Genomic DNA, 24,653 nt, shown 5'->3' on the forward strand with positions numbered 1-24,653 from the left:
AAGAGCACATAGGTACAAGATTTAACTTAAAACATTCACAGCCAGCTTTATTTTGAATTCAGTTGTTCCTTTGCTTCCGTCTACACTAAAGCTAATTTCGCCTTTATGGGCTTGTACAATTTGTTTGACTAAACTAAGCCCAACCCCCGAACCATTGGATTTAGTTGTGTAAAACGGAATGAAAATATTTTCCTGAATTTCTTGGGGAATGCCTCCGCCATTATCCATAATCGAAATTTGAAAACCACCAGATTTTTCTTCTAACTGGCTAGGTTGTTTTACCACTAAACGGATAGTACCCGTATTGGCTTCCACCGCTTCTTTGGCATTCTTCAATAGGTTAATGAGGGCTTGCTCCATTAAATCTGGGTCGATATGTAAGGTGAAGGCTTCTTTAGGCAGCTCCATATGGAACTGAATATTGCTTTGTGCCAGTGTAGGTTTAAAAAGCGAGGCAACGCGCTGGAAGTAAAGTTGGCCTTCAACAGGTTTGATTTGGGGCAGTGGCACGCGTGTTAAACTTCTGTAGGCTTCGGTAAAGGTCATCAGTCCGCCACTGCGGTGTTGTATGGCATCGAGTCCTTCATGTAAGGATTGGAGCTGCGCTTCGGTTAAATCTTGACCCGATACCCTTGATTGGTTTACAAAATGGTTAAGCGTAGTAGACAGTGAAGTAATAGGCGCTACTGAATTCATAATTTCATGGGTCAGCACGCGAATCAACTTTTGCCATGCCATCATTTCATTATTGTCCAGTTCGGTATGGATGTCGTGAATGGAAACCAAAGTGTATTTGGTTCCTCTCAATTTGAAAATAGAAGCCTTAATAGAAAGCTGAAATTCCCTTCCATGAATATTCACCTTTAGTAATTCATTGTGTCCAACCTCTAGTTGAATTATGGAGTTGTAAAGTGTTGAACTGATTGTTTTTATACTGTTTAGTGTAATCAGTTCTTCTTTACCTAATAGCTGCTTGAGGGCTTTGTTCGCCAAATGAATTCTTTCCTTATCATCATAAGAAAGTACACCAATTTCGAGCTGTTGCACTAGCACCGATAGGTACTGATATTCGTTGGCTTCGCGCTGAGAGGCCTCGATGAACTTTTGGTTCACTTGATTGAAACTGTCATAGAGCTTTTTAAAACTCTTGCCTTTTTTATCGGCTGAATACTTCAGGGTGAAATCATTATGGAGAATAGCTTCTAAAAAGTTCTTGGTGTCTTTGTTCGTCCGATTGATATAATAGAAAAGCTCAATCAGAACCGACAGAATGAAAATGACAATAAAGAATAGGCGAATGTAATTGAGGTCCTCAAAAATGTAGAACAACAAAAAGCCCAAACCCACAGTGATAAGGAGCAGTCTTATAATAATCTGAAACTGGAAATGCTTAGAGTTCATATTTCTCCATTCTACGGTACAAGGCACCACGGCTCAGCCCTAGTTCTACTGCTGCATTGCTAATATTTCCTTGATGCTTTTTGATACAAGTTTCTATCGCCCATTTTTCTAACTCTTCTAAGTTAAAGCTCTCTATTTGTGCGTTATCGCTGGTGTTTTGGCTATTTAAGTTAAAGTCCTGAACATGAAGTTGTTTGCCGTCACTCATAATTACCGCACGTTCAATGCTGTGTTGAAGTTCTCTGATGTTACCCGGCCAATCGTATTTCTCAAGCTTGGTAATGACGTATTCGGGCACGAAAAGCCCTTTCTTTCCATATTTGGTTTTATACAAATGGATGAAGTGCTTGGCCAATACAGGAATGTCTTCTTTGCGTTCGCGTAGGGGAGGAAGGTGGATTTCGATGGTATTGATTCTAAACAGCAAATCCTGTCTGAATTCATCTTCACTGACCATTTGCGGTAGATTGGCATTTGTAGCACAAATCAAACGGACATCAATGGCTTTGGCATCATTGGACCCAACAGGCACAATTTGTCGGTCTTGAATAACGCGTAACATTTTGGCCTGAAGTGGCTTGATCAGGTTACCGATTTCATCTAAAAACAAAGTGCCTTCATTGGCTGCCTCAAATTTCCCAATGCGGTCCGTTTTAGCATCGGTAAAAGCACCTTTCTTATGCCCGAAGAGTTCGCTTTCAAAAAGGGTTTCGGTAATGGCACCCATATCAACATTCACAAAAATGGATTTGGAGCGGTTGGAAGCACGATGAATCGCCCGAGCAACCAGTTCTTTTCCTGTTCCGTTTTCGCCTGTAATTAGAATATTGGCATCGGTATGCGCTACCTTTTCAATTTGTTGAAAAACCTGCTTGATCTTATCTGATTCACCAATGATTTCAGTGAAGGGGGCATCGAGCATGTCATTCAATATGCTTTGCTTCGAACTTAATTCCTTGACCTTATGCTTTGATTTGTTGAGTTGAAAAGCAGCCGAAACCGTGGTCAGCAGCTTTTCATTCTGCCATGGCTTGGTAATGAAATCGAAGGCACCCAGTTTTATGGCTTCTACGGCCAAATTGATTTCTCCATATGCCGTGATTAGCACAATGGAGGTTTCTGGGGAAATGCTTTTTATTTGTTTTAGGTAGTATAAGCCATCATTTCCAGAGCTTTCGCCTGTTTTGAAATTCATGTCCAGAATAACAAGGTCATAATCGTTTTCGGCCAATGCCGTTTCAATTTGAAGCGGACTGTTAATGCCTCGAACATCGTCATAATGCTGCTCCAATAAAATACGGATGGAAAGCATCACATAATTGTCATCGTCTACAATTAGAATTCGACCTTTGTTTTTCATAACTGCCTAAAACACCAAATTTATACCAAGTTTACAATATGCTGATTCATTTACTTTTAGTAATATGAATGTATTGAAAAGTGCCCAATTTTGGGCACTCCTGTTTTACTGATGGACAATTGAAAGGGCTTAAATCGACATGTTTGTGCGTAACTTATTGATATACAGAAAAATATATTCTTGGTTCAAAATTGGCCATTGGGGCATTGTCAAATACTCAAACTATGATTAAGAACTACTTCAAACTCGCTATTCGTAACCTCTGGAAAAACAAGCTGGTAACTGGCACCAACCTGATTGGTCTTACTTTAGGGATTTCATGCAGCCTACTTCTATTGCTTTATGTGCAGTATGAGTACGCAATGGATGATTTCATTCCTGAAAGAGAGAATACGTATTTTCTATATGGTACTCAAACTGGTGTAAATGCAAGAAAAGTGGGGCTTTCCATTGAGAATGACTACAAAGATTTATCGAGCAATTATGCAGGAATTAAAGAAACTGCGATAATTAGAAATAACAGCAGTGATTTTTACCCAGAAAATAACTCGACCAAGAAACTGAACATTGATTATTGGTATGCGAGCAGCAACTTCTTCGAGTTTTTTGGTTTCCCTTTAATCGAAGGAAATGCAGCCCAAGTACTGAATGACCCTTCTTCCATTGTAATTACAGAAAGCACCGCCATTGCCCTGTTCGGTACTTCCAATGCCATTGGAAAAACAGTAACCATGGCTGGGGTTTCGTCTGACAAAGCCTTAGTGGTGCGTGGAATTGCGGCTGACGTTAAGAATTCACATATCAAATTTAAAGCGATTATTCCTTGGGAAATGACTTTTCCTGATGGATCGCAACCCGCTAAAGGCTTTGCTTACTCGCTTTACACCTATGTGAAAACCACGCCAGGAGCCAGTATTGATGAAGTTCGAGCTTTAAAGAATGAAAGGTTAGCCAAGGAACCCGGTTTTGATGGAGACTTTAGCTATGAGTTTCTACCCGTAACAGATATGTATTTAAAGTCTGGGGACATTCAGTTTATGTCTTTCGCATCGGGGAGTGCTTCGGCCATTCAAACGCTCTTATTTATTGCCATTATCATTTTGTTGGTGGCTTGTATCAACTACATCAATTTACAGACTGCAAAAGGAGCGAGGCGATCGATGGAGGTGGGTGTGCGCAAAGTAATGGGAGCGCACAGAGGGCAGCTGATCCGTCAGTTTTTAGGCGAAGCCGTTTTGATTACGATCATCTCCGCGATATTCTCCATTTTGTTGATTGATGTAGGCTTATCGTCATTCAATCAGCTGACGGGTAAAGAATTTACCACGGCTACTTTAATGAATGAAGGTTTGCTACCTGTTTTATTGGGGGTTGTTCTTTTTACTTCTTTGTTTTCAGGGCTTTACCCTGCATTAGTGCTGTCGTCATTCCAGCCTTCTCAGGCACTTAAAGCTTCGGCACGTGAATCTTTAAAAGGAGGAAGGGCACGTAAAACATTGATGTTTGTTCAGTTTGTGATATCTATATTTTTGATCGCTGTTACCGTAATCACATTTAGACAAAATGAATTTTTGCACAATAAGGATTTAGGTTTCAACAAAGATCAAGTCATTACTTTCAGTGTTTCCACCAAAAATTTAAGTAGAAATTATAGGTCCTTCAAAAGTGAAATTGATGCCTATCCGGGTGTTGTAGCATCATCGGTGAGCACCGATGTATTGGGAAGCGGCTATACAAATAACTCTGGGCCGATGATGTCCAAGACCAATCCGGACTTGAGCGCAGTCACCACCATTTTTGGAGTAGACTTCGACTTTATCAAAACCTATGATTTGGAGTTGGTCAACGGTAGAGATTTCGATATCCAATCTTCATCAGACTCCACTGCACTTATCGTAAACGAAGCTTTTATCGCTCAACTCGGCTTAGATAATCCGATGGAAGACGAAGTGACGCTTTATAACCCCAATAACAGGGGAATGAAGATTATAGGCGTAGTGAAAGATTTCCACTTTCAAAAACTTCATCAGAAAATCAGTCCGGTAGCTTTTAGAATTGCCAACAGAAATTTATGGAATCTATCGGTGAACATTAAGGCAGAAAACATTACTGAAACCCTCGCATTCTTAGAAAGTAAATGGGCCGAATTTGAGCCAGATCAACCATTTACCTACAGCTTTATCAATGATGAGTTTGCGCGGTTCTATGCCAACGAAACCAGATTATTGAAGGCCATTAGCTTCTTTTCTATTGTGAGCATTGTACTCACCGCTTTAGGCTTATTCGGCATGGTCACTTTCGTGATTGAGCGAAAATTGAAAGAAATAGGTATTCGTAAAGTTTTAGGGGCTTCTGGTACTAATATCAACTTCATTATTCTAAAGGAGTTTTTGGTTGTGTTGGCCATTGCGGCTTGCATTTCAATTCCTTTGGCGCTTGGTGCTGGAAAAGAGTGGCTTTCAAATTTTGCTTACACTACCAATATTGGAATAATGCCCTTCGTGGTCGCGTTGGTTATTTCTCTAGTGATTGTACTGATTACCGTTGGTTTACAGGCCATTAAAGCCGCTAAAGCCAACCCAATAAATGCTTTGAAAAGCGAATAAAAACTTCAAAACAGCAAAAAATGTTCAAGAACTATTTCAAAATAGCCATACGAACCCTCTGGAGAAGTAAAGGCTACGCTTTTATCAATATCCTTGGCTTGGCCATTGGTATCACGGGCGCTACATTGTTGCTAACTTATGTCAATAGCGAACGAAGTTTCGATAAGTTTCATACCAACTATGAACGCATTGTTCGCCCCGTTTTTATTCAAGGAGGTGGAGCTGAAGGTGATCGATATTTTAGCCGGGTACCAGCCATATATGCAAGAACGTTGGTTGATCAACTGCCAGAAGTAGAAGAAGAAGTTACCTTGACAAGGCTTAGCAGCCAATTCAATGCTAACGTAAACAACGTTAATTTCACAGAAACTAATTACTTCATTACCACTTCTGATGTATTCTCTGTTTTTGACTTTGAATTGCTTCAAGGTAATGAGAAAACGGCTTTGGATGAACCGTTTTCAATGGTGGTGACACAGTCGCAAGCATTGAAGTTCTTCGGTACAGAAGATGTAATGGGTAAAACCGTAGATGCCTCAAGCTATTTGGGCAACTTCAAAATCACAGGAGTAATGAAAGACCTCCCTCGGAACTCCCATCTTGAAATAGGCATTTTATTAGGTCAAGAAACCTTAAATGGTACGAACACTGCTGACCTCTATGGTTCTTGGTCGAGATTTTCTTCCTATTCCTATTTGCTGCTTAAAGAGAATACGGAGTTAACCACTCTTTCAAATAAGGCCAACAAAATCGCTAAAGACAACATGCCAAGTGAGGTAGTGGCATCTAGCAGTTTCATGTTTCAACCTTTAGAGGATATTCATTTTCATTCTGCCAATATTGAAGGAGATATAGCCGCCTTTAAAGGAGAGGAAACTTACAGTGTCATTTTTACAGTCATCGCTATTTTCTTGATTGTTATAGCAGCGGTCAATTACATGAACTTAGCTACCTCAAAGGCAGTATTTAGGGCAAAAGAAATTGGAATTAGAAAAGTAGTAGGGGCTATTAGGCAACAACTCATCTTTCAGTTTCTGATTGAATCGTTCATGATTGCCTTTTTTGCACTGGTTATATCGGTGGGTATTACAGACCTTTCAATGCCGTTTTTCAATGAATTAACAGGACGTACATTTGAATTCAACTGGAGTACACTTTTGGAGTATTTGCCATTATTGATGGGCATTACTTTAGCCATCGGTTTGCTCTCAGGTATATATCCAGCACTTTTTATGACCAAATTTAAACCTGTTTCGGTGCTGAAAGGTGAAAATGTAACGGGTAGTGCTTTCAATTTGAGAAAAGCTCTTGTAGTGTTTCAGTTTGTGCTTTCTACTGTATTCGTAATTTCTACTTTGGTGGTATCAGACCAAATGAATTTCATTCGTGAAAAAGATTTGGGCTTTGATAAGGAAAACCTTTTGGTAATTGATATTAATAATGGTTCAATACGGCCAGTTTTTAAAACTATGCGGTATGAGTTAGAGCAGATTCCTGGTGTACAAGAGGTGGCTGTAGCTTCTAGAATTCCTGGAGAATGGAAGAACATTAATGAGGTAGAAGTAAGTTCTTACGATCAAGAGGGTGAGATTAGAGACTCTGTAAAGAGCTATTATATGAGTTTTGACCCCAATATGCTCTCTACTTTTAATATAAAGTTGAGAGCAGGTGAATTTTTTAGTGGGAATGACCAAAGTGATAGTACAAAGATTTTAATCAATGAAACTGCAGCCAAAAAATTTGGCCTTGAGAACCCAGTAGGCACTGTAGTGCAGCTTGCAGGAAGGGGTAAGGCAAACTATACTATTATTGGTGTGCTTGAAGATTTTAATTTCCAATCACTACATACCAGCTTATCTCCTTTGGTTATTGGTGCATGGAACAATCCCAATGCAGTCATTGATTACTTTATACTGAAGACATCGGGAAACCCAAAACCTATTATCGATGCCGCTGGTTTGGTTCATTCAAAGTTCGATACTCGAACCGTAATGGATTATCATTTCCTTGACAATCAATTAGAGGCTTTTTACGAAACCGAAAGAGAGGCCAATGTGATTTTCATAGCGGGGGCGAGTTTGAGTATTTTTATTGCATGTTTAGGTCTTTTTGGCTTAGCCTCTTTTACAATCCAAAAAAGAGTAAAGGAATTAGGAATTAGAAAAATACTTGGCTCAAGTCAGTGGGGAATCTTCTTTTTATTATCAAGTTCATTCGCAAAGCAAATACTGCTCTCTTTTGTGATTGCTGCACCAATTGCTTATTACATTATGAACAATTGGCTTGAAAATTTTGAATACAGAGTTGGTATTGGAGTAGGCGCATTTTTGCTTGCTGGATGTTTTACTTTTCTAGTTTCTATGCTCACTATAAGCTACAGAACTATAAAGGCTGTCAATTCCAATCCAATTGACTCTCTCAGGACTGAATAAACTCAAAAACAACACATCATGCTCAAAAACTATTTTAAAATTGCCTTTCGTACCCTTGCCAGAAGTAAGGGCTACGCTTTTATCAATATCCTTGGCTTGGCCATTGGAATCACTGGGGCCACACTTTTACTCACCTATGTAAAAGATGAAACTTCTTTTGATCAGTTTCACAGCAAAGCAGATGAGATTGTGCGAATAATTGTGGTGGATAAAACTGGTGAAGCACCAAGAAGATTTGCCGTTAATGCTGCTGTTTTTGCTTCTACTTTGGTGGAAGAATTGCCAGAGGTAACCAGTGCCACTACCTTGTTTATGCGAGGTGGACATATGAATTTCACCATAGATGGGGTGCGTTTTGCACAACGAAATTACTTCATCACCGATCCATCTTTCTTCGAAGTATTTGATTTTGAATTTTTGGAAGGAGATAGGGTTACAGCATTGGCTGAACCAAATTCTGTGGTGTTGAGTGAAAATGAAGCCATTCGTTATTTTGGCACAACCGATGCGCTAGGCAAAACCATTACCTCGCCATTTGCCGGAGAATTTAAAGTAACAGGCATTTCGAAGAATACTCCCGCCAATTCGCACATTAAATTTGACGTGCTGATTTCGCAAAATTATTCTGACCCGCAGTGGCAACAGATGCTCACCAGTTGGGAACAAATTGGGCCTAGTTCTTATTTAGTGCTAACCAAGGGAGCGGACATTGCAGATGTGCAAAAGAAAGCCGAAGCCATTGCCAATGAAAGAATGGGGGTGCCAATGGCAGATATGGTTGATTTTGAACTGCAATCCCTTAGTGATATCCATTTCGAATCGGCCAATATTGAGCAAAGCATAGCTCAAACCAGTGGTAATAAGAGTTATATCCTTATTTTCATTTCTATTGCTATATTCTTGGTGGTCATTGCCTCGGTAAACTATATGAATTTGGCTACTTCTAGGGCTGTTTTTAGGGCCAAAGAAATTGGAATTAGAAAGGTAGTAGGAGCCGTTAAAAAACAGTTGGTCACTCAATTTTTAATGGAGTCTTTGCTAATCACATTAATCTCCCTCATTGTCTCCATTGGTCTTACCGATCTCAGTATGCCTTTCTTTAATGATCTTACTCAAAAGAATTTCGACTTTAGCTGGGCTACTTTAGGAGAATATTTACCGATGCTTCTTGGGCTTACGGCTATTATTGCTTTACTCTCTGGAATTTACCCTTCCTTTTTCATGACCCGTTTTAAAACAGTAGATGTACTGAAAGGAGAACGCAAAACCAGCAGTCCGTTTGCTTTGCGCAAAATATTGGTGATTGCTCAATTTGCCCTTTCCATTATCATGATCATTTCAACCATTGTGGTAACCCAGCAAATGAACTATATCAACGATAAGAACCTTGGTTTTGATGATAGTAATTTGGTAGTGATTGATATTAACAATGGAAACGTGAGGGCCAACTTTAAAGCCATGCGAACCGAATTGGCCAATGTACCTGGAGTCGAGTCGGTATCTGTTTCAACCCGAGTACCAGGTGAATGGAAAACCATTAATGAAATTACAGCAGTCACAAATAATGTTAATCAACAGACTCGGGATTCGGTGGATGTTTTCTATATGGGCTTTGATGAAAATCTGATTGAGACTTTCGGTTTTAAATTAAAGGACGGAGTGAGTTTTGCTGGCGTTGACGCTACTGACAGTACTAAAATATTATTGAATGAGACAGCTGCGGCCACTTTTGGTTTAGAGAACCCAATTGGGGAAACCATCGAGTTGACTTCACAGGGAAGAAGTTTACGGGTGCAGATCATTGGTGTGGTGGAAGATTTTAACTTTCAGTCACTGCACAATAAAGTAGCACCAATGATTCTTGGTTATTGGAATAACCCTGCGGGTACTATAGATTACTTTACAGTAAAAGCTTCGGGCAATATGGCAAATGTGGTAGCGGGGCTTACGGAAGTGCACAATAAGTTCGATCAAGCTACGGCCATGGAATCACACTTTTTAGACAGTCAATTGGCGAATTTTTATCAGGCAGAGCAGCAGGCCAGTGTAATTTACAAGGTAGGAGCAGGGCTCAGTATTTTCGTGGCATGTTTGGGCTTATTTGGTTTGGCTTCTTTTACGGTTGAAAAACGAATCAAGGAATTGGGTATCCGAAAAGTGTTAGGTGCAAGCCAGTGGAGTTTGTTCTATTTACTTTCTTCCACTTTCGCGAAGCAAGTATTCTTGGCCTTTATCATTGCTAGCCCCTTTGCATTTTGGATTATGAAAAATTGGCTGAGTGGATTTGTCTATCATGTAAACATCAGCCCAATTGCGTTTATTGTTGCGGGATTAATGACCATGGTGATTGCTTTATTGACAGTGAGCTATAGATCAATTCTCGCCACCAAATCCAATCCAGTAGATTCGCTAAGAAGCGAGTAATAAAGCGTCTATAATATTATATTAAAACAGCCCTTTAATGAATTTCATTAAAGGGCTGTTTTTTTAATTGAAGAATAGTCTACCAATCTATTGGTCTGTAGTCTTTTAAAAATTTACCACACCAATGTTTTCCGGTGTTAATTCCGTCAAACAAAGGATCTAAAACTCGGGCGGCTCCATCTACAATATCCAGCGGTGGCTGAAAGTCGTGAACCTCTTGTTTCAACTTAGAAAGCTCAGCAGGATCTTCATCGGTTACCCAACCCGTATCTACAGCATTCATGTAAATTCCATCCTTCGCAAAGTCAGAAGCAGAAGTATGCGTCATCATGTTCAAGGCAGCTTTGGCCATGTTCGTATGCGGATGTCGGTCTTCTTTATGGAAACGGTGGAACTTGCCTTCCATGGCCGAAACGTTAATAATATGTTTCATGCCCGTGTTTTCTTTTCGCATTAAATTCGAAAGTCGGTTACACAAAACAAAGGGCGCTACGGCATTTACGAGCTGTACTTCCACCATTTCAGGTGTTTCAATTTGACCCAACCTTAAGCGCCAGCTGTTGGTCTTTCTTAGGTCAACTTGTTGCAAATCAGCATCTAATTGCCCTTCAGGGAATACTTCTTTGGTAGGAAGCGAATTATCGAAACTGTATGGGATTTGAGACAGCTGAGCAGAAGCCCTGATTCCAATACCTGGTTCTGGTGCATGCCAAGTCACTGAAAGGGCATTGTTCTTCTTGTCTGAAACACCCGAAGAAAGCGTTCTCAATTCCTGCAAGCAGTAATGATGATCAGCCAAAAGGTCTTTCACATAAGGCGTGAGTTTTTCAATTGGTTTTTCTTCATTCTCCATCAGGTGATGGTAGAAACCAGAAGGTCTTCTTACGGTTTGTGCCGCATTATTGATTAAAATATCGAGTCGATCGTATTTCTGCTCTATGTAATTACAGAAGATTTCCACACTCGGAATATGCCTTAAATCTAAACCGTGAATCTTTAGACGATGTCCCCAATCGGCATAATCTGCTTCTTTCGAATAACGAATGGCAGAATCAACAGGGAATCGGGTAGTGGCCACTACGGTAGCGCCAGCCCTTAAGAGCATTAAAGTAATGTGATAACCAATCTTAAGTCTGGAACCAGTAACCAAGGCTACTTGGCCGGTAAGGTCTGCGGTTTGAAATCTTTTGGCATAATTAAAGTCACCGCAATCTTTGCACATGGCATCGTAGAAATGGTGCACTTTAGTGTACACCGCTTTGCACACATAGCAGTTTCTAGGTGATTCCAGTTCTGGGGTATCCAGCTTTTCTGGTTCAACCAAAGAAATGAGTTTTGGCGCTTCAAAAACAATTTGCTCTCTGGCACTTCGAATACCAGTGGTTTTTCGGGCGTGTTTATCGCGCTCAATCATTTTGCGTTTGGCGGCTTTTTTAGCGTCCTTTCTGCGCCTTGCAAATTCTTCTCGGTCGGGACGGGTTAATTTTCCAGCCGCCATAAATAAGGCTACTCGTTGTTCCTCAGGCATTTCAAAGAGTTGGTTGGTATCGCCAATAAGGCGTTCCATTACTTCAATACAGCGCTGTATTTCTTCCTGACTTAGCTGTTTATCGGCCTCTTCTTTCATAAAACAAAGGATTGAAAATTATGGCTGCAAAGGTATACATTAAACCTGATTTCAACTTTATAAATGAAGTAACTCACCGAAGCGCTAAGTATGAAATTATAAAAATTTACGTCCTTGTGTAAGAAATCCATTGCCTGTTGGTACTAGTAATTTGAGAATAAGGCAAAATGACGGAAAACGAAATCAATCACATTTTTCAAACCTGGTTAAAGCAGCATAAAGCTTTACTATTTAAAATAGTGAGGTCCTATGCCTTTAACGAAGAAGACAGAGATGATCTTTTTCAAGAAATCGCGATTCAGGTTTGGAAGTCTGTGGCGAGTTTTAAGCAACAATCAGCGGTAACCACTTGGCTCTATCGTGTTGCGCTAAACACGGCCATCAAATGGACTACCAAGGAGCGAAAGCACCAAGATGGACATGAGTCGATTGATATTAGTCAACACATCATTGAAAGTCATCAACTGCCAGACGATCGGTTAGCTTGGTTGTATGAGGAAATTGCCCAACTCAATGAGGTAGATCGTTCACTCACCCTCTTATTATTGGATGGGTTCAGCTATAAAGAGATGTCCAAGATTTTGGGAATTTCTGAAAGCAATGTAGGAGTGAAGATCAACCGAATCAAAAAACATTTAACCACGAAATCAGAAAAATCATGATCGCCATGGAATTTAAGGAAATGAAAAAAATATGGGATACGCAGAACGATGAGGCACTTTATGTCATTAATGAAGATGCACTGCACAGAAGAATTAAAGCGAAGAAAGTAGGTACAAAAAGAAGAACCAGTTTCTCAGAAGTGGTACTTATTGCCTCTAACCTTTGTGCGGGAGGTGTAGTAATTATATCACATTTACTGAAAAATAGTGGCAATGTAGTTGCGGTCACTATGGGAGCTATGATGATGATTGTTGGTATGTATATTTTGTTTCTGCGTTCGCAAAGAATCAAAAGAGACCAGCAAACAGATGTTTCTATTTTGGGAGACTTAGAGAATGCGATTGAGAACATCAATTATAGAATTAAGCTTTCTCAATCCATGATTTGGTTCTGTTTGATTGTGATTGCACTCACTATGTATACTGTACTTAATAGCGATCAATCTGTGTTTAACATTGTCTTGATCTCGGCTTTCTTTATTGTAGGCTTTATTATGAGCCGTTGGGAACACAAGCGATTTAACCTTGGAAAAAAGAAGCAACTGCTAGACTTAAAGGAAAAGTTGATCAATGAATTTGAGATGTAATTTCAATCACACCACAAATAAAATGGCTTTTCTATTCAATAGAGAAGCCATTTTTTCTTGGAGATTTAGGTAAAACTAAACCAAATTATCCTTAAAGAACTTGATGGTTCTTGACCAGGCTAAAGTAGCAGCTGCTTCATCATAACGAGGAGTGGTGTTATTGTGAAAGCCATGGTTTACATCAGGGTAAATAAAGGCTTCATACTTTACATTATTGGCTTTTAGTACTTCCTCGTAAGCTGGCCACCCCGCATTCACTCGGGTATCTAAACCAGCATATTGTAACATCAAAGGAGCTTTTACCTTTGCAGCATCTTCTGCCGAAGGTTGACCACCATAGAAAGGAACTGCTGCGCCTAAAGTAGGTACTTTTACCGCCATCATATTGGCAATCCAACCACCAAAACAAAAACCGACAACGCCTATTTTACCATTACAATCGGGGTGATTGCGTAAATACTCATAAGCTGCAATGAAATCCTCTAGCATCTCATTTCTATCGCGTTTGCTTTGCATGGCCCTGCCTTCATCATCATTGCCAGGGTAGCCACCCAGCGGAGTGAGGGCATCGGGTGCCAAAGAGATAAAACCATCTACAGCAGCTCTGCGTCCTACATCTTCAATATAAGGGTTTAACCCACGGTTTTCATGCACCACAACAATTCCAGGTAGTTTACCGCTCGAATTGTTGGGTTTAGATAACAAACCTTTGATAGTTCCTCCACCTTTTGGCGAATTATAGTTTATATAATCTGAACTAATTCTTTCATCATCTGGGGCTACCAGCATGGTGTCTTTATAATTGGGCATCATAAAGCTCATAAGAGAACCGATGGTTATTCCACCAACCGCATAAAGGGAAAGCCTTTCCATAAAAGCCCTTCGGTCAATTTTACTATGGGCATAGTCATCGTACAGATCAAAAATTTCCGGATTGACTTCTTCTTTGGTTAGCTTTTTCATTTGAATATGGATTTGGTGGGTTTAACTTATTGATTGACTGTTCAATATAGCTGAAAGTTTAAGGCGAGACAAGAGGTGTTGTGTGATGAAGAACATAAAACGTTCATCAAAAAGGCTTTAATCAACTCAGATTTAAACCCTATCTTCATTCCCAATAAAGACCTAAATAATGAAGAAACTAACCGCCATATTTTTTCTGACTTCCCTGAGTTTTAATCTTTTCGCTCAAAAGGCAGAGGTTGAAAAAGCCTATACGAAAGAAATCAAGAACCTTACTTTGGAAAAACAGCTTGAAAAGGCTTTCCAAGTGATAGATGAGCTTGAGCCTCAAAGTCAAAGTGATTTGGTGCTATTGACGGAAATTGAAGCGCCTCCGTTTAAGGAAACCAAACGAGCCTTAAAGTATAAGGAAATGCTAGAAGAAGCAGGTGCTGATCGAGTTTGGATTGACGAAGTGGGTAATGTTTTGGCTTTAAAGAAGGGTACGAAAGGTGGTAGAACTGTTGCCCTAGATGCACATTTAGATACCGTTTTTCCTGAAGGTACCGATGTAAAAGTAAAATACAAAGGAGATACCATGTACGCCCCCGGTATTGGTGACGATACTCGAGGTTTGGTGGTAGTATTAACCACCTTAAGGGCTTTGAATAAGGCCGAAATTCAAACCGAAGCCGACTTACTTTTTGTGGGTACTGTGGGCGAAGAAGGCTTGGGCGATTTAAGAGGCGTTCGTCATTTGTTTGAAAAAGGTGAAGTGAAAATTGACGCTTGGATTTCAATTGATGGAGGTGCTATCGGTCGTGTCAATAATCAAGCGTTGGGGTCTAAAAGGTATAAGGCCATTTTTAAAGGACCAGGTGGACATTCTTGGGGTGCTTTTGGTTTGGGAAATCCTCATCATGCTATTGGAAAAGCGATTGACTATTTCGTTCAAGATGCATCTGAATTCACGGCATCTGGACCAAGAACAAGCTTTAATGTGGGCCGAATGGGGGGAGGAACTTCGGTGAATTCTATTCCTTTTGAGTCGTGGATGGAAGTAGATATGCGTTCGGTAAGTCCTGAACGTTTAAATCAAATTGACAAAATCTTTAAGGACGCGATGAACCGTGCCTTGGTAGATTACAATAATAGTGATATCAAAGGCGAGAAACTTACTTTAGAGCTTGAGCAAATAGGAGATAGGCCAAGTGGCGAGCTGCCGACAAGCCTAGCTTTGGTGCAACGTTCCATGGCCGCTACTGAGTATTTTGGTGAAGAACCTTCATTGACCAGAGGTTCTACCAACTCTAATATTCCAATCGCCTTGGGCATTCCAGCAGTTACTTTGGGTCGTGGTGGTGTAGGCTCAGACGGACATTCATTGACAGAATGGTGGTTAAATAAAAATGGTGCTGATGCCATTAAATTGGCCTTACTAGTAACTGTGGCCGAAGCTGGCTTGGATAAAAATAGAAGGATTAGTAATAAGTGATTTGGGGTAGTTACTTGGTAATAGTGAGCTTTATGTTTGACTTTATCTTGTTGAAGAATTTTTCTTGCCCTTCAAAGGTATAGCCACCAGAAATTAATAATGCAGAGAAAGATGAAGTTTCAATTTTGAGCTCAGTTTCAGCAATATAATATTCCGAATACCGGAGTCTAAAATTTCGAGCAATTTGAATTCTGACTTTAAATTTGAGTAAAATCCACATGAGAGAAAATGGGATTGGCGTTATTCGCTCTTCTCCTCTCACCAAGTGGATTGATTTAATTTCTTCGAAAGGAATTGGAATTGCAATAGAATTTGAAATGTAAAAAGTATGGATGAGCAGACCTTTGGTATATATTTCAAAAATGGCTTTTCGCTTTAAAATATCCTTTGGAAACAAGGCTTCCTCATTACTTTTAAACTCCTTCACATAATAACTAGTGCTACCTTTTAACTTGGGTTTAATGGGTGAACCAATAGCTAGAAGTTTTTGTCGGGAGTTCATTAATATCTACAAGTCAATTTCTGAATTTATTGACATTCCTATTCCAATAGTCTTCGATAAAACCCCATTTATTGTCCTTGTAGGTATCAATGATTGAATAGGGGAGATTATCTATTTCCGTGGAGCTATTGTCAGGTAAATATTTAACTATTCTGATTTGCCAATCTTTATCGTTCTCCGAACAACCTTCTCCAATAATGGTGGCTATTTTAACCGTTTTGAAATTCTCAATCTTGAAAAGATGGCTCAGCCAGTTCATATCGGCACAACCATTCTTAATATAGGAGTAGAAATAATCATGATCATTTTTGATTATTTGTGCGTCTGGAAAATCCCAAAAATCGAATACTCTAATGAACTCCATACGGGCGCTATCAAACAGGTATAACCAACTACGCCAAGTGTTATATGTCCAAGTTATTTTTAAGTCTATAAATCCATCTTGATTAAAATCAACGAATTCTCTACCACCACTAGGACCAGTATAATCCATGGAGTCAAGGAAAATAACCCTTCCATTCTTAGAGAATTTCAGAAACGAGTGCGTGGGACTATAGTGTTCTTCATTAAACTCAAGTCTGTTCCCTAAAACCATGAAGGTGGTGTCCCAAACAAAATCTTGCGCTAGCAAGGATATAGGAGAACATCCTAAAATTAATAGAATCGATATTTTATACTTGAGAAGTTTCATTTCAACCCACTTGCAGTCTGCGGATTGCTCAATAAAACCTTAAAAACTTCCCAGCGTTTTTCTGGCTGGTCTGCCGTTCCGCCTTGTTTTTCAATATAGTTCGCAACCAAGTCTCTACCAAGGTTATAATTGATTACATAGCTTCTGTATTGGTCGAAAAAGCGGGTGCGTTGCAAGGCACGATCGGGTTCGTAGAGTAAATATTTCTCAAGCCACTGGGCAGCTTCTTCTCTACTAATTTCTTTGTTTAAATATTTTCTAGCGGCTTCATTTCCTGCATAATCTAGCTTAGCACGCAACTCTTGGATTTCATAATACTGTTCTGCTTTGTTGGGGTCAATTCCCGCCAAAGGAAAAAGTACTTCCTTTTCGAACTCGATTCTTTCTTTACCAGGAAAAGCCACGTTAATACCATAGTTGGCGCTTCCTTCTGCAATAAGCGATTGAGGAGAGAAAAGTGGATACACTGAAAACTCTTTCCAGCCTTTTCCATTCACTAAGTTTTGTTCTAGCAAAGCATTAAAAACATGGTGTCCAGGGTAGCCTTCATGACAAGCCAAATCGATGGCCCTTTCAATGTAAATAGGGAAATCTGTGTTCAGTTGAATTAAACTCTGGCTGTTGCCCTGATAATAATTGTAACCTGACCAAGATTTATCGTTCACGTATTCTAAAGCGAAATTCTCATTTTCTGGAAGGTTGAAATGTAAATCAGTACGTTTTCGGGCTTCTGTAATGGCGGCCCTGAACACAGCGTCTAATTTATCTTTAGGGATCACAAACTGACTCGCATAAGCTGCGTATCGTTCTGAAATAGAACCTTCACCTTCAAGTGCCTGATCCAAATCGTTTAACAAACTGTCAAAATGCGATAGCTCATAATGAGGCGGTTCGGCATCGTATAATAATTTTGCTTCGTCATCGAAAGAGAATGATTTTCCAGCCATCATTTCTACTTTGGTTTTCACAGCTGTCAACTGCTTTTTCATCATGTTCAAGCGAGACTGTTCCAGTTCGGTAAAACCGTTACTGTTCACCAATGCTAGCTGACTGAGCAGGGCAGAAGCCCTTTCTATAAAGTCTTCTGAAGGAAGTACTTCAAGCTTTTTGCCTTTAGGTTTCCATTCTTCAGGGCCATAGTAAGCATCCACAAAGTCAGAGTCGTATTGGCCAATTTCTAATACCAGCTTTACATAGGCTTCAGAAATTGAATTCATTTCTACGGTCGATTCATTTGGTTTTCCGCAAGAGAGACAGAAAAGTATGGATACGATAAGTAATAGGGCTTGCTTTTTCATGACTTCAAAAATAGTGACGAGACTCAAATGTAATGGATTTATAAAAGTGCTTGAAAGTAGACGGTTAAAAAAACGCCTTATGCTGAAAATTCAACATAAGGCGCTCTCTGAAATTTGCAATATGCTAAACTTTAAAGGTTTTCCATTTTCCTTTTTTGAACCAATACCACGACACCGCAGCAATCAAGGTTTCGGAAAGCGTAATGGCCAAATAAACGCCCAAAGGCCCCCAATCCAGGATTAAGGCCGCCACATAAGCCACAGGTATTTGGAACAGCCAAAAGCAGAAGAAGTTGATCACGGTCGGCACTTTGGTATTTCCCGCGCCATTAAATGATTGTGTGAGCACCATGCCATAGGCATAGAAAACGTAACCAGCAGCAATTACTTGTAAACTCAAAGCACCAGCTTCTACCACGGCAATATCACCTTTAAACCAACCCACAATGGTTTTGGCAAAGAGCAGGTAGATGACAGAAATACTCACCATAAAAATGGCATTGTATTTAGCTGTTGTCCATACCGATTTCTCAGCCCTTTCGGGTTGGCCTGCACCCAAATTTTGGCCAACCAAGGTTGCTGCAGCATTGCTCATTCCCCAAGCGGGCATCATGGTAAACATCATTACGCGAATGGAAATGCCATAACCAGCCAATACATCGCTACCAAATTCAGAAATAATTCTGGTGAGGATTACCCAAGAAGAAGTTCCAATAATGAACTGACCAATGCCTCCTAAAGAAACCTTGATCAATCCCCACATGATTTTGCCTCTGAATACTAAATCCTTAAGCCCAACTTTAATCCGACTTCCTCCCATAAAGAGGACAACGAGCTGACCAACTACCGCCACTCCACGGCCGATATTGGTGGCAATGGCGGCACCTTCCACGCCATAAGCTGGAATAGGGCCAAAGCCGAAAATGAACATCGGATCGAGAATAATATTGATCCCGTTGGAAAGTACTAAAGTCCACATGGCGATGGAGGCATTGCCTGCACCACGGAAAACTGCATTGATTAAGAATAGGAGTACTACCGTAATATTTCCCCCAATCATAATTTGGGTATAACGATATCCTTCTTCGATTAAATCGGGTTCTCCACCCATTAAACCAAGAATCTCCTTGGGATAAATGATACCGAAAACGCCAATCACTGTAGCGATAATTGTACCTAGAAATATGGCTTGAACTGCTGTTTTAGAAGCACCTTCCATGTCCTTTTCGCCAGTTCTACGCGCTACAACAGCGGTGGCGGCCATACTCAAGCCAATCGCTAAGGCGTATACCAAGGTGATTACGGATTCTGTGAGTACCACTGTGGCAATGGCGTTGGTGCTTACCTGAGACACAAAAATCATGTCGACCAAAGCAAAAGTAGATTCCATCAGCATTTCCAAAATCATTGGGATGGAAAGCATAAAGATGGCTTTGCGAATGCTACCAGTAGTGAAGTCTTCTTCTTTACCGGTAATGGCTATTTTAAAATAGCGTATAAACTTCTTGATAGAAGATTTTGAAAAATCTGTCATTGTTGTCTTGAAAAATAAATGTAAAAATATGAGTAATAGGGGGACGAGCTATTTTACTTGCTCGCTTCTGCGACCAGTGCACGGACGGCTACTATGGTAAACACAATTCTCATAACTTCATGATGACGCAAATGTGGAAGTTTTTTTTCTTTTCTCAAAATTCAAGTGTAATCTGTCAGTAAGATTTCTTAAGCCCCATCCATGCCTTCCCCAAAGGGGAAGGTTTTGCAGCTGTGGTTTATAGGCTTCAGGGATCATTAAATTAAACGTAATCTTTCAGCAAAATTTCTTTGAGCAATTCCATTCCAGTAGTTGCCTTTTCCTGAATAAAATGATGGTTTGATCTACGGCTAATTTCTGGTTGATGTGGGTCTACAATAAACACAGGCGCATGATTACCTACATAATGCACCAAACTGGCGGCAGGATACACCACAAGAGAAGTGCCTACAATCACTAGAATATCGGCTTCTTGGGTAATTTTAGCAGCGATGTCCATCATGGGTACGGCTTCTCCAAACCAAACAATGTTGGGGCGAAGTTGATGACCTTTCTCGCAAAGATCTCCCAGCTTTAACTCCCAATGATCCATATCGTAAATCAAAGATTCATCGGCCACGCTACGGCTCTGAAAAAGCTGACCGTGTAGGTGAATTACTTGGTTTGAACCAGCTTGTTCATGGAAATTGTCTACGTTTTGCGTGATGATACTTACCTCGAAATGAGCTTCTAATTCTTTGAGAATTTCATGTGCCCTATTGGGTTTAGCCTCTAAGGCTTGCTTTCTGCGTTGGTTGTAAAACTCCAATACCAATTCCGGATTTTTGCGCCAAGCTTCGGGTGTGGCTACTTCGCTTACGGAATGGCCTTCCCAAAGTCCGTCTGCATCGCGAAAGGTTTTTAAACCACTTTCGGCACTTATGCCTGCCCCTGAAAGTACAACTAGCTTTTTCATAGAAATAACTTAACTTTAATCATTCTGAAATTCAAAGTAATATTTTTTCTTCTATGAGAGCCATAAGACATACTGCTACCTACTTAATTATTTTTTCTGTTTTTTCATGTAGTGCTGACAAAAAAGAAGCCTTGCTGGAAGAGGAACCATTGGTCAAAACCATTGAGGTGACTGAATTTCCAGTAACTATTGACCTCAGATCCAATCTAGATTCCGTTCCTATTTCAAGTCCTTTATATAAAATAAGGCAGATGATCAGTACGAAAGATCACTTGGTTTTCATGAACTTGGAAGAACCACTTTTTTCTGTCTATGACAATCAAACAGGGGAATACAGAGGAGCTTTCGGTTTTAAAGGAGAGGGGCCACTTGACTTAGAGTTTAATAACGCTAATGCCAGTAGTTTTAAGAGTTACGGAGATAACTTTCTGATTACTGATATGTCACGGATTAGAGTCTTATCGATCGACAAAAAGGAGGGGTCACAATTATTGACAAATGATGATGTTAAGATTTTGGAAAGTAAAAAACGAGCGAAAGATGCTGGCTTTTTTAATAATGCTTTTTTAGCAAACGACAACATGGTTTTCACCACCGATATGTTTACAAAGAAGCATTTTGTTTATATCGACTTAGAAACTGGGGAACAAGGAGATACAATTGATTTTCCTGATTTTCACCCCGAAATACCAGTTGAAGCTTATCATCACTTATATACAAGTCATACTGCACCGAGCCTCGATAAAAGAAAGTTTGTATTAGCTTATCAGCGTTTTCCAGTCTTAAGAGTTTATGATTTAAAGAAAGGTAGTTATACTCAGATCAATGTAAAGCCCGAAAATGAGCAAAAAAAGGATATTCAGGCAGACGCTCGAGGAAGAAGCATTCAAGGGTTAGGTATGTTTACCTATTACCAAAAGGTCGTAGTTAGTGAGAAATATATTTATGCTAAACACCAAGAAGGTAGCCTTGAAAGGGTGAATGGTGAGTTCGGGTCAGTGAAACACACTGGTTTAGAGATTCATGTGTTTGACTGGAATGGAAACCCGGTTAAAAAGTTACTGCTTCCAGATTGGGTGAATCCCTACACAGTTACCCAAAATGATGAATTCATCTATTTCTTTCACCCAGAAAACGAGAACTATTTGTACAGAAAATCAATGAAGGATTAAATATTCAACTCTTTTCTGTTTTCTTCCAACACCTTGATAATGAATTCAATGTGTTCGGTGAGGCCAACGCCTAAGAGTTCAACCCCTTTTTCTATTTCATCGCGCTCTACCTTGGCCGCAAAGCTTTTCTGCTTGAGCTTTTTCTTTACTGATTTAGCTGTTAAACCCTCAATGCTTTCTGGTCGAACTTGGCAACAGGCAATGGTAAAGCCTGTCAATTCATCGCAGGCGAGTAAGGCTTTGTCCAGTTTGGTTTCATATTCAACGCCCCATTTGGTGTAGTGGGCAGAAATGGCATGAGCGATTTTCTCTTCACCCATTTCCCTAAGCATATTTACAATTCGATTAGGATGTTCTTCGGGATAAGCCTCATAATCAGCATCGTGTAACATGCCTGTTATAGCCCATTCCTCAGAATCTTCTCCAAAATGCTTTCCGTAAGCTTCCATTACCAATTCTACACTTCGGGCGTGACGTAATAGACTTTCCCCTTTGGTCATGGATTCTAGAATGTTTCGTGCTTCTTCTCTGGTCATAGTGTCAAAATACGAGCAAAACCCTGATTTTAAAAATCGCAATGCAAATAACTAACCTTAGCAATTTACCATCACTCTAAGTTTGAATATTGAAAAGGGAAATCGTGAGAGTCTGTCTGTTCGGAGTGGTAGTCGCTTACTTAATCTTCGTTTTACCCAGCTTTATGGATTTTATGATGTAGTAGGTCATTGGAATAAAGATCATTCCTAATGTTAAAGGTAAGAACCAAACCCCTAAGCCTTCAGCCGTTCCGTTAATATTCTGTATAGTTCTAAATACAATCAGGCTAAAGATTATCACTAACACTAACTTCAACACACGTAATAACCGGGTAGCCATTGTATAGTTTTTTAGGGCATTTTCTTCAGTTAATACTTCAGTAGGATAGTTAAAAACATGAGGATATTTGTTCAGAATCGTCATGCCAATGTACAGCACCGAAGCAACGATTGGTAATGTTAACATGTTCCATTTGTTTCCAAAGCCATCTGCTTTTCCAGCTGCATTAAAGTGAATGGGTATGGTTTCAGGTAAATCCTGAAAATTAATGAATACTAAAACCCAAACTCCAATCAAGATCAGCCAGCCAAAAAGCTCCATGGCAACATCTAAACCCGACAATTTAAGTCTCAATATTGGGCGATCGTTTTTATCCTTTTTTGAATTCAATTTAAATTACTTTGATGTTTTGAAGCTGTTGAGTTTTGATTAAGTGCATTGGTACTTAGTAATTGACTATAACAGCCGTTTCCACGTACAAACAGTTCGAGCCAAGCGTAGGCTACATTACCTAAATCTCCGTTTCCTGTGTTTGGATAAAGCGGAGTAGAATGATTTCCTTCTGTAATTTCAAAAAGCATTTTTTTAGTGTTTGAAGGAGTGTAGTCATAATGCACATTCGAATGACTTGCTGGAGGGGCTGTAGGGTCAACTTGTCCGCTTAAGATCAATACTGGTGCGGTATGGTTTAAATCCGTTTCCACAAGTGTTTTAGGGTATAACCAGGGTGTTATCGCAATCACGGCTTTCACTCTTTTATCGAGCGCTGCGGCTAATTGTGCGCCACCGCCTCCCATAGACCAGCCGCCCACAGCGATGTTTTCAGCGTCTAGCTTATGGAATAAGGGCGAATCCGTTCTATTATTTTCTTGTCGAATGGTTTCCATACCATCTAGAAGTGCTTTGGCCCTTAATGCGGGGCTGTCGGTTAGAGCGTTTGTGCCAATTGTCATGGTAACATAACCACGTTCGGCAAGGTACCTTGCCCATAAGCTTACAGACCTTTGTGTGGCTTTGTAGCCAGGTACCAATACGATACTTTTTAAATTCCCTTCGCTATTGGTTGGGAAGTACAAAGTGGCACCATCATAATCATCACCGTTTCGTAATCCATCAGCTTCATACAGTGAATCCAAGGAGAATGGTGTGTAGGTTGAAACACTTTTTACTGTTATAGATTCGCATTGTCCGTAAACAGAATGCGATAACACACATATTAACAATACTAATAAGGTTCTGACTTTCATAATAGGTGATGGTTAATGGTATTTTTGATTAGGTGTAATGAAGATAAAAATACTTTTTACAAAATTATTTCTGTAGCCATGCTATCCCTCAAATTTTAACCTTTTTTATTTAAAGGGTAGTCATCACATTCCGTGGCAACCAGACTGATTTTAAAGGAAGTATTTGGGAAGTACATAATTGATTTTGGATGGCAAATATATTGGACTTTTTAACCTGTAGCTTCTTTCACCACTAGTGTGGAATTCACTCTACTGTTTTTTATTGATATGTTGATCAAAATCGCATATAGACTTAATTGAGAGGCCCTTATAGAACTGGCATAGTTCTTTCAAAAGGCTAGGTAACTTTTAATTAAAATATAGAAACATGAATTATACAGAAAAATTAGTCGACAAATTAAATGATGTTTTAAGACGTTCATATGATGCGATTCAAGGGTATGAAAACGCTATTGATGACATGAACGATGCCCAATTGAAAAACTTCTTTAAAAACCAAGTAATGGAAAGAACTAGGTTTGCTGGAGAATTGGCTTCTGAAATAACGGCTTTAGGTGGAGAGCCAGTAACTGAGAGCAGCTTTAAAGCAGCTTTACACAGGGCATGGATGGATTTGAAATCTTCAATAGCCTCTAATAACGCAGAAAAAGTTTTGCAGGAGTGTATTCGCGGAGAAGAAACGGCTAGTGAAGACTATAAAGACATTTTAGAAAGTGATCTTTCGCTTCCGCCAAGTGTAACTAACATGCTAAGAAGCCACAAAGCCAGTATTGACGCAACAGTAGTTAAGCTGAAAATGATGGAAAAAGTAGCTTAAGATACTAGAGTAGTTTATTTGTTTAGAGCACCGCATTTAGCCTTATAGTTAAATGTGGTGTTTTTTTATACCTAGATATTAGAAA

20 protein-coding genes are annotated in these 24,653 nt (G+C 39.7%); 8 read left to right on the top strand and 12 right to left on the bottom strand.

Translation table 11 applies throughout. The features are described 5' to 3' along the window. Positions 1-21: 21 nt before the first annotated feature. Positions 22-1,401, bottom strand: coding sequence for a sensor histidine kinase (locus AWW67_RS11935; RefSeq protein WP_062302009.1), 1,380 nt, complete (start codon positions 1,399-1,401; stop codon positions 22-24). Next, positions 1,391-2,761, bottom strand: coding sequence for a sigma-54-dependent transcriptional regulator (locus tag AWW67_RS11940; protein WP_062302011.1), 1,371 nt, complete (start codon positions 2,759-2,761; stop codon positions 1,391-1,393). Before AWW67_RS11940 ends, AWW67_RS11935 begins: the two co-directional genes overlap by 11 nt. A 224-nt stretch (positions 2,762-2,985) precedes the next feature. On the opposite strand from AWW67_RS11940, the gene AWW67_RS11945 reads away from it, so the two are divergent. The 3 genes from AWW67_RS11945 to AWW67_RS11955 are packed head-to-tail and all read left to right on the top strand — an operon-like array spanning position 2,986 to position 10,223. Continuing rightward, entirely contained in the window at positions 2,986-5,367 is a 2,382-nt protein-coding gene (locus AWW67_RS11945; protein WP_062302012.1) for an ABC transporter permease, read from the top strand. Between the two features lie 20 nt (positions 5,368-5,387). Next, on the top strand, positions 5,388-7,799 hold the full coding sequence (locus tag AWW67_RS11950) for an ABC transporter permease (RefSeq protein WP_062302014.1): 2,412 nt from the start codon (positions 5,388-5,390) through the stop codon (positions 7,797-7,799). 18 nt (positions 7,800-7,817) lie between these two features. Continuing rightward, a complete protein-coding gene (locus AWW67_RS11955; RefSeq protein ID WP_062302015.1) occupies positions 7,818-10,223 on the top strand; it encodes an ABC transporter permease in 2,406 nt (801 codons plus the stop codon). Between the two features lie 79 nt (positions 10,224-10,302). Here AWW67_RS11955 and AWW67_RS11960 read toward each other — a convergent pair whose 3' ends face one another. After that, positions 10,303-11,850, bottom strand: a complete 1,548-nt coding sequence (locus AWW67_RS11960) for an SDR family NAD(P)-dependent oxidoreductase (protein WP_062302016.1) — start codon at positions 11,848-11,850, stop codon at positions 10,303-10,305. 167 nt (positions 11,851-12,017) lie between these two features. On the opposite strand from AWW67_RS11960, the gene AWW67_RS11965 reads away from it, so the two are divergent. Next, on the top strand, positions 12,018-12,512 hold the full coding sequence (locus tag AWW67_RS11965) for an RNA polymerase sigma factor (protein ID WP_062302018.1): 495 nt from the start codon (positions 12,018-12,020) through the stop codon (positions 12,510-12,512). A 20-nt stretch (positions 12,513-12,532) separates the two neighbouring features. Next, positions 12,533-13,099, top strand: coding sequence for a hypothetical protein (locus AWW67_RS19085; RefSeq protein ID WP_176700046.1), 567 nt, complete (start codon positions 12,533-12,535; stop codon positions 13,097-13,099). Between the two features lie 75 nt (positions 13,100-13,174). On the opposite strand, the gene AWW67_RS11975 is transcribed toward AWW67_RS19085, so the two are convergent. After that, positions 13,175-14,062, bottom strand: coding sequence for a dienelactone hydrolase family protein (locus tag AWW67_RS11975; protein ID WP_062302021.1), 888 nt, complete (start codon positions 14,060-14,062; stop codon positions 13,175-13,177). A gap of 169 nt (positions 14,063-14,231) precedes the next feature. Here AWW67_RS11975 and AWW67_RS11980 point away from each other — a divergent pair, with 169 nt between their 5' ends. After that, a complete protein-coding gene (locus tag AWW67_RS11980) occupies positions 14,232-15,536 on the top strand; it encodes a M20/M25/M40 family metallo-hydrolase (RefSeq protein ID WP_062302022.1) in 1,305 nt (434 codons plus the stop codon). A 10-nt stretch (positions 15,537-15,546) separates the two neighbouring features. Here the strand turns inward: AWW67_RS11980 and AWW67_RS11985 are convergent, their stop codons facing one another. The 5 genes from AWW67_RS11985 to AWW67_RS12005 form a co-directional block, all read right to left on the bottom strand. Next, on the bottom strand, positions 15,547-16,038 hold the full coding sequence (locus tag AWW67_RS11985; protein WP_062302023.1) for a hypothetical protein: 492 nt from the start codon (positions 16,036-16,038) through the stop codon (positions 15,547-15,549). Between the two features lie 13 nt (positions 16,039-16,051). Then, complete coding sequence (locus tag AWW67_RS11990; protein ID WP_062302025.1) at positions 16,052-16,729, bottom strand: hypothetical protein; 678 nt, start codon at positions 16,727-16,729, stop codon at positions 16,052-16,054. After that, on the bottom strand, positions 16,726-18,027 hold the full coding sequence (locus AWW67_RS11995; protein WP_062302026.1) for a hypothetical protein: 1,302 nt from the start codon (positions 18,025-18,027) through the stop codon (positions 16,726-16,728). The genes AWW67_RS11990 and AWW67_RS11995 overlap by 4 nt, the downstream gene beginning before the upstream one ends. A gap of 124 nt (positions 18,028-18,151) precedes the next feature. Further along, entirely contained in the window at positions 18,152-19,561 is a 1,410-nt protein-coding gene (locus tag AWW67_RS12000; RefSeq protein WP_062302028.1) for an MATE family efflux transporter, read from the bottom strand. A 262-nt stretch (positions 19,562-19,823) separates the two neighbouring features. After that, positions 19,824-20,516, bottom strand: a complete 693-nt coding sequence (locus AWW67_RS12005; RefSeq protein WP_062302029.1) for an SIR2 family NAD-dependent protein deacylase — start codon at positions 20,514-20,516, stop codon at positions 19,824-19,826. Positions 20,517-20,569: 53 nt separating this feature from the next. On the opposite strand from AWW67_RS12005, the gene AWW67_RS12010 reads away from it, so the two are divergent. Next, on the top strand, positions 20,570-21,688 hold the full coding sequence (locus AWW67_RS12010) for a BF3164 family lipoprotein (RefSeq protein ID WP_062302031.1): 1,119 nt from the start codon (positions 20,570-20,572) through the stop codon (positions 21,686-21,688). On the opposite strand, the gene AWW67_RS12015 is transcribed toward AWW67_RS12010, so the two are convergent. The 3 genes from AWW67_RS12015 to AWW67_RS12025 form a co-directional block, all read right to left on the bottom strand. Then, positions 21,685-22,224: an HD domain-containing protein gene (locus AWW67_RS12015; protein ID WP_062302032.1), complete on the bottom strand. Its 540-nt coding sequence runs from the start codon at positions 22,222-22,224 to the stop codon at positions 21,685-21,687. The genes AWW67_RS12010 and AWW67_RS12015 overlap by 4 nt on opposite strands. Before the next feature lie 136 nt (positions 22,225-22,360). Then, complete coding sequence (locus AWW67_RS12020; protein WP_260311438.1) at positions 22,361-22,894, bottom strand: DUF1648 domain-containing protein; 534 nt, start codon at positions 22,892-22,894, stop codon at positions 22,361-22,363. Further along, positions 22,891-23,751 carry a poly(ethylene terephthalate) hydrolase family protein gene (locus AWW67_RS12025; protein WP_062302034.1) on the bottom strand — a complete coding sequence of 287 codons (861 nt, stop codon included), beginning with the start codon at positions 23,749-23,751 and terminating at the stop codon, positions 22,891-22,893. The genes AWW67_RS12020 and AWW67_RS12025 overlap by 4 nt, the downstream gene beginning before the upstream one ends. A 367-nt stretch (positions 23,752-24,118) precedes the next feature. On the opposite strand from AWW67_RS12025, the gene AWW67_RS12030 reads away from it, so the two are divergent. Continuing rightward, positions 24,119-24,568, top strand: coding sequence for a ferritin-like domain-containing protein (locus AWW67_RS12030; protein WP_053222589.1), 450 nt, complete (start codon positions 24,119-24,121; stop codon positions 24,566-24,568). Positions 24,569-24,653: the final 85 nt, after the last annotated feature.

This window comes from Roseivirga seohaensis (assembly GCF_001592945.1).
GTDB classification, from domain to species: domain Bacteria; phylum Bacteroidota; class Bacteroidia; order Cytophagales; family Cyclobacteriaceae; genus Roseivirga; species Roseivirga seohaensis.